Genomic DNA, 12,320 nt, shown 5'->3' with positions numbered 1-12,320 from the left:
CTCGGGAACGGCGCACGAACAGTCCGCCGGACCGGTCGCCAGGACCGGGCCGGCGGGTTTTCCCTCTCCCCCCACCCCCGCCGCACCGGCTGGGCCGCGTGACCGCCCGTCCGGCCGAAATTCCGTGGCTGCCGAGCCGCGAGGCCTCTACCCTCGCCACATGTCCCCCACCAAGAGCTCGTACGTCTGTCTGCCCTGCCGGGCCTCGTACAAGCAGCCCCGGACGGGCAGCGACGAGCGGGTCTGCCCGCGCTGCGCGGAGCCGTTGATCCATGCCGGCTCGGCCTTCGCCACGCCGCGTCGCCGGGACGACGACGCCTGGCGGACGCTCTCGGTGCTCCTGCATGCGGGCATCCGATTCCACAAGAGTTGCTGCGGCGGTCCCGGTTACCGCCCACGGACCATGCGCGAAGTACGTGAGCGGATGGCATACGCGCGGGCCACCGGGGAGCCGTTCGCGCGCGCCCTGGTGCGCCCCGAGCTCCCCCGGCCGTCCGCGGTCCCGGGCAGGAACCGAGGGCGACGCGGCCCGACGCCGTGACCGCCACGCCCGGTCCGGTCAGGCCGGACACCACCTCCCGTATCCGCCCCGGATCGCGGCCGCAGCCTTCGCCGAGGGCCGTCCCGTGCCTGCTTTCCGCACACGCGGTCGGCGTCGTCGCCGCGGAAGGTGCGATTTAGGCAAGCTGCCGGATAATCCACCACGGACCGAATCTTGGCTACCCTGGCAGGTATGACCTCCATGGCACCCAGGCGCGCCGAGCCCGACCTTTCCTTCCTGCTCGATCACACGAGCCATGTCCTGCGGACCAGGATGGCCGCAGCGCTCGCCGAGATCGGGCTGACGGCGCGGATGCACTGCGTACTGATCCACGCGCTCGAAGAGGAGCGGACGCAGATCCAGCTCGCCGAGATCGGCGACATGGACAAGACCACGATGGTCGTGACGGTCGACGCCCTGGAGACGGCCGGCCTGGCCGAACGCCGCCCTTCGAGCAAGGACCGGCGGGCCCGGATCATCGCCGTGACCGAAAAGGGCGCGGAGGTCGCCGAGCAGAGCCAGAAAATCGTCGACGGCGTGCACGAGCAGGCGCTCGACGCCCTCCCTCAGGCCGAACGCGAGGTCCTGCTGCGCGCGATGAAGCGCCTGGTCGAGGGACATCTGGCCACGCCGTCCCCAAGCCCTCTGGCAGTCCGGCGGCCACGCCAGAAGGGATGACGGACAGCCACAGTCGGATCCGAAACAAATAGTCTGCAACGAAACCATCTGCTAACGTCTCTCCTGTCGTCCCATCCGACAGGAGAGTTCGCATGTCTGCTCCTTCCGCTGCCTCAACTCCCTCTACGTCCCCGGTCACTTCGGACCCCGGAGCCGCTTCCGCCCCCGCCGGGGACCGAGCGCCCTCCACCGGGAACGCGACCTCTGCCGCCACGGCCCGTTCCCGCCGACTGGCCCTCGGGGTGATCGCCACCGGGATGCTGATGATCATCCTCGACGGCTCCATCGTGACGGTGGCCATGCCGGCCATCCAGAACGATCTGGGGTTCACGCCCGCCGGGCTGAGCTGGGTCGTCAACGCCTACCTGATCGCGTTCGGCAGCCTGCTGCTCCTCGCGGGCAGGCTCGGCGACCTGCTCGGGCGCACGCGCATGTTCCTGGTCGGCACTGCGGTGTTCACCGCGGCGTCGCTCCTGGCGGGCGTCGCCACTACCCCCGCCCTTCTGATCGCCGCCCGGTTCCTGCAGGGCATCGGCAGCGCCATGGCCTCCGCCGTGGGTCTGGGAATCCTGGTGACACTCTTCACCGAGCCCCGGGAACGAGCCCGTGCCATCGCGGTGTTCAGCTTCACCGGTGCCGCCGGGGCCTCCATCGGACAGGTGCTCGGCGGTGTCCTCACCGACGCGCTCAGCTGGCACTGGATCTTCTTCATCAACCTGCCGATCGGGCTCGCGGCCCTCGCCGTAGCCGTACCGGTCCTGCCCCGCGACCGCGGTCTCGGTCTCCGGGCCGGAGCGGACGTCGCCGGCGCCCTCCTGGTCACCGCGGGCCTGATGCTGGGGATCTACACCGTCGTCAAGGTCGAGGAGTACGGCTGGACCTCGGCGCACACGCTCGGGACGGGCCTCCTCGCCCTCGCCCTGCTCGGCGCGTTCGTGGCCCGCCAGGCCACCGCCGAAACCCCGCTCATGCCCCTGCGGATCCTGCGGTCACGCGCGGTCGCCGGCGCCAATCTGGTCCAACTCCTCATGGTGGCCGCACTCTTCTCCTTCCAGATCCTGGTCGCCCTGTATCTGCAGAAGGTCCTCGGATACGGATCCGCTCGGACCGGGCTCGCCATGCTGCCGGCAGCCGCAGTCATCGGTGCGGTGTCCCTGGGCATCTCGGCCCGCCTCAACGCGCGCTTCGGGGAACGCCGGGTCCTGCTGACCGGGCTCGTACTGCTGACCGGGGTCCTCGGCCTGCTGGCCCGTGTCCCCGTGCACGCGCACTACCTCACCGACCTGCTGCCGGTGATGCTCCTCGCGGCCGGTTTCGGCCTGGCCCTCCCGGCGCTGACCACGCTCGGCATGTCCGACGCGAGAGCCGATGACGCCGGACTCGCGTCCGGACTGTTCAACACCACCCAGCAGATCGGTATGGCGTTGGGTGTCGCGCTGCTCTCCACGCTGGCGGCCTCCCGCACCGACGGACTGCTCGCCGAAGGAGCGAGCCGGGGCGAGGCGCTGACGGGCGGCTACCACCTGGCCTTCATCGTCGGCACGGGCTTCCTCGTCGCCGCGTTCGCCGTCGCGTTCACGGTCCTACGGGCGGCGCGACCGAAGCCTGTCGGGAGTTCGCGAGGCCGCACTCAGGCCCGCTGAACCGCCCCTCACGGCCTCGACGGAGGGTATCTCCACGGCAGAAGGTCACGGACCACCGGGCGCTGTTCCACATCCCGGTGGTCCTTCTGCACCCAACGGCGCCGGACACCTCCCCGTACCGTCCCCGAGCCTGCCGAGATCCCGAGGAACACCGAACACCGGCCGCCCCGTCGGACCGGGGTGGCCGAGTGCCCGGAGGAGGCCTTCCGGCACGCCCGTTCCCGAGCCCGGGAGGAGAAGTGGCCCACCCGGTCCGAGCCGCGGACCATGCCGCGGCAACCCCGTTGTCAGACCCGTGAGGGATGCTTGACGGTCCGACACCTCTGACCAGGAGATGCTGAGATGCGCAATGACGAGCTCGCCGCCGCCCAGGCGTACGTCCGGCTGCTGGAAGCTGCCCGGGCCGCCCTCACGGACCCGGACGAGGCGCCGTTGTACCTGCCCCTGCTCGCCTCGCCGATGGCCGAGGCCGACGGTGCGCTGCGGCGAGCCGGGTTCTGCGGCAATGAGGCGGGGTTCTTCGATCTCGTACGTTCCCTCCAGCCGAGCATGTCCGGCAGCGGGCGCTGAGTGACACCGGGCAGGGCGATGTGATGCGACGGGGGCTTCGGCGGCCGGCCGCCCCACTTCTCGCGGGAACCGTGGGCACGCACGACAGCCGGCTGGGCCGCATGAGCCCGGCACCGTCGGAGCTCCGCTCGCCCGAGGCGGAGTCCGGTGGTTGGTGTCCGGAGGCCGTGCCGGGTGGGCGGGCGGACGGCCGGGACCTGTTCGGCACCGGGCCCGCCCACCGGGACGAGCGTCCACGCGACCCTCGCGGACGTGGTGAATTGTTTCAATCCGTAAAGAAAACTTGACGAGCTGCTTGACGAGCAACTGGCTCCAAATTTAGCGTACGGCAGAGATGAAACGATTCATACGGTCTCAACGGCCCCTGGCCGCTGGACGACTCTGCTCACGAGGTGTTCATGTCTGATGTGTCGGCCGTCAAAGCAGCCCTGAAGTCCCAGGTGATCGAGACCCCGTCCTGGGGATACGGCAACTCCGGAACGCGTTTCAAGGTCTTCGCCCAGCCGGGGGTCCCTCGCGACCCCTACGAGAAGCTGGAGGACGCCGCCCAGGTGCACGCGTTCACCGGTGTGGCGCCGAAGGTCTCGCTGCATATTCCGTGGGACCTCGTCGACGACTACGCCGCATTGACCCGGCACGCCGAGAACCTCGGGCTGCAGATCGGCGCCATCAACTCCAACGTCTTCCAGGACGACGACTACAAGCTCGGCTCGGTCACCCACCCTGATCCGGCGGTTCGCCGCAAGGCGACCGATCATTTGCTGCAGTGCGTCGACATCATGGACGCCACCGGTTCCCCCGACCTGAAGCTGTGGTTCTCCGACGGCACCAACTACCCGGGCCAGGACGACATCGTCGCCCGTCAGGACCGACTCGCGGAGGCGCTGTCGGAGGTGTACGGGCGGCTGGGCGACGACCAGCGGATGCTGCTGGAGTACAAGCTCTTCGAGCCCGCCTTCTACACGACCGATGTACCGGACTGGGGCACCGCGTACGCGCACTGCCTGAAGCTCGGGCCGCAGGCCCAGGTGGTGGTGGACACCGGGCACCACGCGCCCGGCACCAACATCGAGTTCATCGTGGCGTTCCTGCTGCGTGAGGGGAGGCTGGGCGCCTTCGACTTCAACTCCCGCTTCTACGCGGACGACGATCTGATGGTCGGTGCGGCGGACCCCTTCCAGCTGTTCCGCATCATGCACGAGGTGGTCAAGAACGGCGGTCTGGAGTCCGGCACCAACGTCAACTTCATGCTCGACCAGTGCCACAACATCGAGGCGAAGATCCCCGCTGTCATCCGGTCGGTCGCCAACGTCCAGGAGGCGACGGCCAAGGCACTGCTCATCGACAGGGACGCGCTGGAAGCCGCCCAGCGCTCCGGCGATGTACTCGCCGCCAACGGGGTCCTTATGGATGCATACAACACCGATGTACGGCCGCTGCTCGCCGAGGTCCGTGAGGAGCAGGGACTGTCGGGCAATCCGTTCGCCGCCTATCTCGCCTCGGGCAACCAGGAGCGGATCGCAGCCGCCCGGGTCGGTGGCCGGCAGGCCGGATGGGGCGCCTGACCGCGCGCCCGCCGCACCACCCGTGATCGCATCCGAGACCGGCAGCGGCATCCCCGCAGCCCGCACCCCGAAGGAACCGTCATGACGTCCGCGTCGCACATCGAGGTCGCCGCGCTTCTGGAGCGCGCCCACCGGCTGGGCTCCGACCCCCGCAACACCAACTACGCAGGTGGCAATACATCGGTCAAGGCAAACGGCACCGACCCGGTCACCGGGGGCGAGACCGAGCTGCTCTGGGTCAAAGGGTCCGGCGGGGATCTCGGCACCCTGACCGAAGCCGGTCTGGCCGTGCTGCGGCTGGACCGTGTCCGGGCGCTCAAGGAGGTCTATCCGGGGGTGGAGCACGAGGACGAGATGGTGCCCGCGTTCGACTACTGCCTGCACGGCAGGGGCGGCGCCGCCCCCTCCATCGACACTGCGATGCACGCGCTCGTCGAAGCCCCGCACGTCGACCACCTGCACCCCGACTCGGGCATCGCGCTGGCCTGCGCCGCCGACGGCGAGAAACTGACCACCGAGTGTTTCGGCAACAAGGTGGCGTGGGTGGGATGGCGGCGCCCCGGATTCCAGCTCGGCCTGGACATCGCGGCCGTGAAGGAGGCCAACCCGCAGGCCGTGGGCGTCATTCTGGGCGGTCACGGGATCACCGCGTGGGGCGACACCTCCGAGGAGTGCGAACGCAACGCGCTCTGGATGATCCGTACCGCCGAGGCGTTTCTCGAAGAGCGTGGCAGGCCCGAACCGTTCGGCGCCGTCCTGCCCGGGCGCGAGGCCCTCGGTGACGGCGCACGCCGGGAGCGGGCCGCCGCGCTCGCTCCGGCCATCCGCGGCCTGGTCTCCACGGATCGGCCGCAGGTGGGGCACTTCACCGACGCCGGACCCGTGCTCGACTTCCTGTCCCGCTCCGAACACCCGCGGCTCGCCTCACTCGGTACGTCCTGTCCGGACCACTTCCTGCGCACGAAGGTCAGCCCGCTGGTGCTCGACCTGCCCGCCGACGCGCCGCTGGACGAGGCCGTGGCCCGGCTGAAGGAGCTGCACGCGGAGTACCGGGAGGCGTATCGCGCGTACTACGAGCGCCACGCCGTGCCCGGCTCCCCCGCGATGCGTGGCGCCGACCCGGCCATCGTGCTGGTGCCCGGTGTCGGCATGTTCTCCTTCGGCAAGGACAAGCAGACCGCCAGGGTGGCCGGGGAGTTCTATCTCAACGCCATCAATGTCATGCGTGGCGCCGAGGCCGTCTCCTCGTACGCGCCTATCGAGGAGTCCGAAAAGTTCCGCATCGAGTACTGGGAGCTGGAGGAGGCCAAACTGCGCCGCATGCCGGAGGCGAAGCCGCTGGCCACCCGGATCGCCCTGGTCACCGGCGCCGGCTCGGGGATCGGCAAGGCCATCGCTCACCGCCTGGTCGCCGAGGGCGCCTGTGTGGTCGTCGCGGACGTCGACGCACAGAGCGCGGCGGCTGTCGCCGAGGAGCTCGGGGGGTCCGACAGGGCGGTGCCCGTGACCGTCGACGTCACGAGCGAGGAGCAGATCGGCTCAGCGTTCCGGGACGCGGTGCTGGCGTTCGGTGGGGTGGACCTCGTCGTGAACAACGCCGGGATCTCGATCTCGAAGCCACTGCTCGAGACGACGGTCCGGGACTGGGATCTGCAGCACGACATCATGGCCCGAGGTTCGTTCCTGGTGTCGCGCGAGGCGGCCCGGGTGATGCAGGCGCAGGGCATCGGCGGCGACATCGTCTACATCGCTTCAAAGAATGCCGTGTTCGCCGGTCCGAACAACATCGCGTACTCGGCCACCAAGGCCGACCAGGCACACCAGGTGCGGCTGCTCGCCGCCGAACTCGGCGCGCACGGTATCCGGGTCAATGGAGTCAATCCCGACGGAGTGGTGCGGGGCTCCGGGATCTTTGCCGCGGGATGGGGCGCCCAGCGTGCCGCGACGTACGGGATCGAGGAGGAGAAGCTCGGTGAGTTCTACGCCCAGCGCACGCTGCTGAAGCGTGAGGTGCTGCCCGAACACGTCGCCAACGCCGTGTTCGCGCTGACCGGTGGAGACCTCACGCACACCACCGGTCTGCACGTGCCGGTGGACGCCGGTGTGGCCGCGGCATTCCTGCGATGACCATGACCGGCCCCTCACCGGGCGGGCGTACGGCTCCACGGCACGAGCCCGTCTTCGCCGCCGTGGACCTCGGTGCCACCAGCGGGCGGGTCATCACCGCCAGGGCCGGGGCCGGAGAACTGGTCCTGACCGAGGTCCACCGCTTCGCCAACACCCCGGTCCGACTGCCGGACGGTCTGCACTGGAACGTGCTCTCCCTCTACCAGGGGGTGCTGGACGGCCTCCGGGCAGCTGCCCGTACGGGCAGCTGGATCGCCTCGATCGGCATCGACACCTGGGCGGTCGACTACGGACTGCTCGACGGCTCGGGAGCCCTGCTCGGCGTGCCGTTCCACTACCGCGACAGCCGGAACGCGGCAGCGGTGCGGGAGGTACTGGCGGGCTGCGCCGCGCAGGAGCTCCACGCGGTGAGCGGACTGCAGCATCTGCCGTTCAACACGGTCTTCCAGCTGGCCGCGCACCGCTCCACCGCGCAGTGGGCAGCGGCGCGGACGCTGCTGCTGATGCCCGATCTGCTGGTGCACTGGCTGACCGGGTCGGTGGGTACGGAGATCACGAACGCGTCCACCACCGGTCTGCTCGACGCGCGCACCGGCATCTGGTCCGACGCGCTGATCGGCAGGCTGGAGCTGCCGCGTTCGCTGTTCCCGCCGCTGCGTGAACCTGGCGACCCGGCGGGGACGCTACTGCCGCACGTCGCGGAGTTCACCGGTCTTCCCATGGGTACGGCGGTCACGACAGTCGCCTCGCACGACACGGCGTCAGCAGTCGTCGCCGTCCCGGCCACGGAGTCCGGATTCGCGTACATCTCCTGCGGCACCTGGTCGCTGGCGGGTCTGGAACTCGACGCACCGGTGCTGACCGAGGAGTCACGGGCGGCGAACTTCACCAACGAGCGCGGGGTCGACGGCACCGTCCGCTATCTCCGCAACATCATGGGCATGTGGCTGCTGGAGGAGTGCAGGCGTGCCTGGGACCGGACGAACACCTCTCTGACGCCGGACGGGCTGCTCGCCGCTGCCGCCGACGCGCGGCCGTTCGCCGCGCTGATCGACCCGGACGACGGGACGTTCCTGGCACCGGGTGACATGCCGTCGCGGATCGACGCCTTTCTCGAACGGACCGGGCAGGTTCCGCCGGACGGCCCGGGAGGCTATGTCCGCTGCGTGCTGGAGAGCCTCGCGCTGGCGCATCGCCGGACGCTGCGCCGTGCCGCCGAACTGGCCGGTCGCGAGGTGAACCGGATCCATCTGGTCGGCGGTGGTTCCCGCAATGAGCTGCTGTGCCAGTGGACCGCGGATGCGACCGGGCTCCCCGTGACCGCGGGTCCCGCCGAGGCGACCGCACTGGGCAACATTCTTGTGCAGGCGCGCGCCCACGGTCTGGTGGGCGACCTCGCCGAGATGCGGCGGCTTGTCGCGCGCACCCAGGAACTGCGTCACTACAGCCCTCGCGGGGACCTGCGGGCCTGGGACCGGGCGGCCGCCCGGCTCGACCCCGGCGGCGGACGGTCGCAGCCTGTCCCCCCGGCCGAGGACCGAGGGGGTGATCCTGCCTGCTGATGTCACCGGTCGCGGGACGTACGGCGTTTTCGACGGCGCTCCGTCCACGGGCCGGTCTCAGTCGGTGACCGGGTGGGCGCGGGCGAGGCCGAGCTCGTGGTCGCCGAGCGGCTCGAAGAAGGCGGCCACGTCCGCTTCGGTCACCTCGGCGAGCCGGGCCGGCCGCCACTGCGGGTTGCGGTCCTTGTCGATGATCTGGGCGCGCACGCCCTCCACCAGATCGGGCCGTCTGAAAGCGACGCAGGAGACGCGGTACTCCTGGTCGAGAACCGCCTCCAGGCTGCTCAGGCGCCGGGCGCTGCGCACCGATGCAAGGGTCGTCTTCAGCGCGGTGGGCGACTTGGCGAGAATCGTCTCGGCGGTCTCCTTGGCGGTGGGTACCCCGCAGTTCTGGAGCCGGTCGACGATCTCCTCGACCGAACGCGCCGCGTAGCAGGCGTCGATCCAGTCGCGCTGCGCGGCGAGTTCGCCGGCGGGAGCCGCGGTGGCGTACCGCTGGACCGTCCCTGCGATCTCGGCGGGTGTGGCGCTCCCGGCGAGGTCGCGGACCAGATCCGCGAGGCGTTGCGACGGTACGAAGTGGTCGGCGAGGCCGCACAGCAGGGCGTCGGCCGCACCGATCGCATCCCCGGTGAGTGCCAGGTGGGTACCGAGTTCACCGGGCGCGGAGGCGAGGAGGTGGGTGCCGCCTACATCGGGTACGAAACCGATACCTGTCTCGGGCATGGCAATGCGCGAGCGCTCCGTGACGATCCGGATGCTGCCGTGGGCCGAGACGCCCACACCGCCGCCCATGACGATGCCGTCCATGACCGCGACGTAGGGCTTGGGAAAACGCCCGATACGGGCGTTGAGCCGGTACTCGTCCCGCCAGAAGCCCACCGATGTGCGGCCACCCGCGCGGGCGTCCTCGTAGATGGCGCGGATGTCGCCGCCGGCGCACAGGCCGCGCTGCCCCGCCCCCGTGATCAGCACCGCGGTGACCGAGTCGTCGCGCTCCGCCGCCGCGAGTGCCTCGTCGATGAGGCGCACCATCGGGTGGGTGAGCGCGTTGATGGCCCGCGGGCGATTGAGCGTGATGTGCAGGACGTGACCCACGGTGTGCAGCAGTACGGGGTCTTCGTTGTTCATGAATGCGCTCCGGTCAGCCCCTGTGCGGTACCGCCCGCCGGTCACGGACGATCTTCCGCTGCCATTCTGCGACGGCGATCCGTCGGGCGGGGCAGCAGGGGTGCCGAGGGCCCGCAGATATGCCGTCCGCTGTGGCATTCCTCCGGAACCGGCTCGACAATTGAGACACGTACGAGGCGCACACAGAGGCCACACTGCCCGCAAGTCCCGCCGGACGATCTCCGGAGCAGGAATGACCGACCAGGAACCGGACTCCGAAGCTACGCCCCGCCTGCGGATAGACCGGCCATACGATGGCGAGACCGGGACGGCGGAGCGTCTTGCCCTCAATCGAACGGGCAGCTTCGAATGGGACCTGGACGCCCGCACTCTCAACATCGATGTGGCCGGGCTGCTGGTCTTCGGGTTGGACCCGGACAACTTCAGCCCCCATCCGGGTGCGCTGATCGAGCATCTCGAACCACCGGAGCGGACCCGGCTGGAGCTCGCCATCGACGCGGCCATCGCCGGTGACGGCAGCTCGTACAGCCTCCACTTCCAGGTGCCGCGCGCGGACGGCACCCATCAGTGGACCCATGCCCAGGCCCGCATCCAGCGCGACGACGACGGGCAGGCCCACCGGATCATCGGGGTCGTGCGCGACGCGACCGCCGAAGTCACCCATTCGGCCTTCGTTCTGGACCTGGAGAAACGCCGCCAGCGGCAGACCAGCATCGTTGAACGGACAACAAGTGCGATGTCACGCGCGGTGACCGTGGAGGATGTGACCGCCGCGCTCACCGGCCCGGGCGGACTGGCCATGCTCGGCGCGGACGGGCTCGCACTCTGCCTGCTGGACAACGCCTCGCTCGACGTCATCACCGCCAGCGGCGACGCACCGGAGGCGATCGACGAGATCGGGACCGCGCAACTGGACCCGAGGTTCCCACTGGCCGATACGGTCCTCAGGGGACGGCCGCGGTTCCTGACCTCGACAGCGGCCCTGGTCCGGCGGTACCCGGCTCTGGAGCCCTACGCGGACCAGCTGAAATTCCGTGCCGCCGCCTACCTGCCGCTGATCGCGCAAGCGCGCCCGCTGGGTGGTCTGGCACTCTTCTACCGGGAGCGCACGACCTTCAACGCCGATGAGCGCAATCTGTGTCTGGGCCTCGCGGCCATCGTGGCCCAGTCGCTGCAACGGGCCGTGCTCTTCGACGAGGAGCGCGAGTTCGCCACCGGGCTGCAGTCGGCCATGCTTCCCCGGCACATCCAGGAGATCGAGGGCGGCGAGATCGCCGTGCGCTACCACTCGGCATGGAGCGGACGGCAGGTCGGCGGTGACTGGTACGACGTGATCGCCCTGCCCAAGAACCGTGTCGGCATCGTGGTGGGGGACGTGGAGGGTCACGACACCCACGCGGCCGCCATCATGGGCCAGCTGCGCATCGCCCTGCGCGCGTACGCGGGCGAGGGACACCCACCGGCGACGGTGCTGGCCCGCGCCTCGCGCTTTCTCGCCGAACTGGACACGGACCGCTTCGCCACCTGCACGTACGCACAGGTCGACCTCGGCTCGGGAACCGTACGCGTGACCCGCGCCGGTCATTTCGGTCCGCTGATCCGGCACATGGACGGACGGGTCGGCAGCCCGCAGATCCGGGGCGGGCTGCCGCTGGGGATCTCGACCGACTTCGAGGACGAGGAATTCGCGGAGACCCGTCTCGATCTGGTGCCGGGCGAAACTCTCGTCCTGTACACGGACGGTCTGGTGGAGGTGCCGGGCGCCGACATCGACGCGGGTGTACGTGCCCTGATGTACGAGGTGAGCACGGGGCCCGCGAACGCGCAGGCGCTGGCCGACCACCTGTCGGACCGACTGAAGGAACGCTGGACGGCGGGGGACGATGTCGCGCTGCTGGTGCTCCGGCGCAGTCCGGACCCGGGATCGCCCCGGGCACCTCGCTTGCATCAGTACATCCACCAGGCGGATCCCGAGGGGCTGTCCGATGCCCGGTCCATCGTGCGTCAGGCCTTGCAGGACTGGGACATGGCCACACTCGCCGACGATGCCGAACTGGTCACCGGAGAGCTGCTGGTGAATGTGCTTCTGCACACGGAAGGGGGAGCCGTCCTCACGCTGGAAGTTCTTCCGGAACCGGTCCGCCGGGTGCGGCTGTCGGTGCAGGACCGCTCCAGTGCCTGGCCGAGACGGCGGACCCCGGGCGAAACCGCGACATCGGGACGGGGTCTGCTGCTCCTGGACGCGGTGGCGACCCGTTGGGGCATCGAGTCTCGCGGTGAGGGGAAGGCGGTGTGGTGCGAGATCGGACCTGAGGCCTCGCCCGTCTCCGCACCCCGGGCCTGAGCCTCGACCCGGCAACGGGACGAGGCTCAGGCGAACTCCGCGGAGCCTGCGTCTCCGACCGGCCGCGCAGAGGGCCGGTGGTGGAGAGACCCGCCCGGGGGCCGACCGGGACGCGGGCGGACAGCAGTGGGGGCGCGTCTTCACGCCATGGCGTGAAGA

Annotated in this window: 9 protein-coding genes; 8 read left to right on the top strand and 1 reads right to left on the bottom strand. The window is 70.0% G+C overall.

Translation table 11 applies throughout. The features are described 5' to 3' along the window. Positions 1-160 precede the first annotated feature (160 nt). From ACFVXE_RS19710 to ACFVXE_RS19680, 7 genes are all read left to right on the top strand, one after another. Complete coding sequence (locus ACFVXE_RS19710) at positions 161-541, top strand: deoxyxylulose-5-phosphate synthase (protein ID WP_389672564.1); 381 nt, start codon at positions 161-163, stop codon at positions 539-541. A gap of 192 nt (positions 542-733) precedes the next feature. Then, complete coding sequence (locus ACFVXE_RS19705) at positions 734-1,219, top strand: MarR family winged helix-turn-helix transcriptional regulator (RefSeq protein ID WP_389672563.1); 486 nt, start codon at positions 734-736, stop codon at positions 1,217-1,219. Between the two features lie 92 nt (positions 1,220-1,311). Then, the gene (locus tag ACFVXE_RS19700) at positions 1,312-2,862 is read left to right on the top strand and encodes an MFS transporter (protein ID WP_389672562.1); all 1,551 of its coding nucleotides are present in this window, start codon (positions 1,312-1,314) and stop codon (positions 2,860-2,862) included. Positions 2,863-3,204: 342 nt separating this feature from the next. After that, entirely contained in the window at positions 3,205-3,432 is a 228-nt protein-coding gene (locus ACFVXE_RS19695) for a hypothetical protein (protein WP_389672560.1), read from the top strand. 398 nt (positions 3,433-3,830) lie between these two features. Next, on the top strand, positions 3,831-4,997 hold the full coding sequence (gene rhaI, locus ACFVXE_RS19690) for an L-rhamnose isomerase (protein ID WP_389672559.1): 1,167 nt from the start codon (positions 3,831-3,833) through the stop codon (positions 4,995-4,997). An 81-nt stretch (positions 4,998-5,078) separates the two neighbouring features. Next, the gene (locus ACFVXE_RS19685) at positions 5,079-7,124 is read left to right on the top strand and encodes a bifunctional aldolase/short-chain dehydrogenase (RefSeq protein WP_389672558.1); all 2,046 of its coding nucleotides are present in this window, start codon (positions 5,079-5,081) and stop codon (positions 7,122-7,124) included. After that, positions 7,121-8,686, top strand: a complete 1,566-nt coding sequence (locus ACFVXE_RS19680; RefSeq protein WP_389672556.1) for a rhamnulokinase family protein — start codon at positions 7,121-7,123, stop codon at positions 8,684-8,686. Before ACFVXE_RS19685 ends, ACFVXE_RS19680 begins: the two co-directional genes overlap by 4 nt. Positions 8,687-8,743: 57 nt before the next feature. On the opposite strand, the gene ACFVXE_RS19675 is transcribed toward ACFVXE_RS19680, so the two are convergent. Continuing rightward, entirely contained in the window at positions 8,744-9,817 is a 1,074-nt protein-coding gene (locus ACFVXE_RS19675) for an enoyl-CoA hydratase/isomerase family protein (protein WP_389672554.1), read from the bottom strand. Between the two features lie 232 nt (positions 9,818-10,049). Between ACFVXE_RS19675 and ACFVXE_RS19670 the strand changes: the two genes are divergently transcribed. Next, positions 10,050-12,161 carry a SpoIIE family protein phosphatase gene (locus tag ACFVXE_RS19670; RefSeq protein ID WP_389672553.1) on the top strand — a complete coding sequence of 704 codons (2,112 nt, stop codon included), beginning with the start codon at positions 10,050-10,052 and terminating at the stop codon, positions 12,159-12,161. Positions 12,162-12,320: the final 159 nt, after the last annotated feature.

This window comes from Streptomyces sp. NPDC058231 (genome assembly GCF_042882275.1).
GTDB lineage: Bacteria > Actinomycetota > Actinomycetes > Streptomycetales > Streptomycetaceae > Streptomyces.
This window is presented reverse-complemented; position numbering and strand designations above follow the sequence as displayed.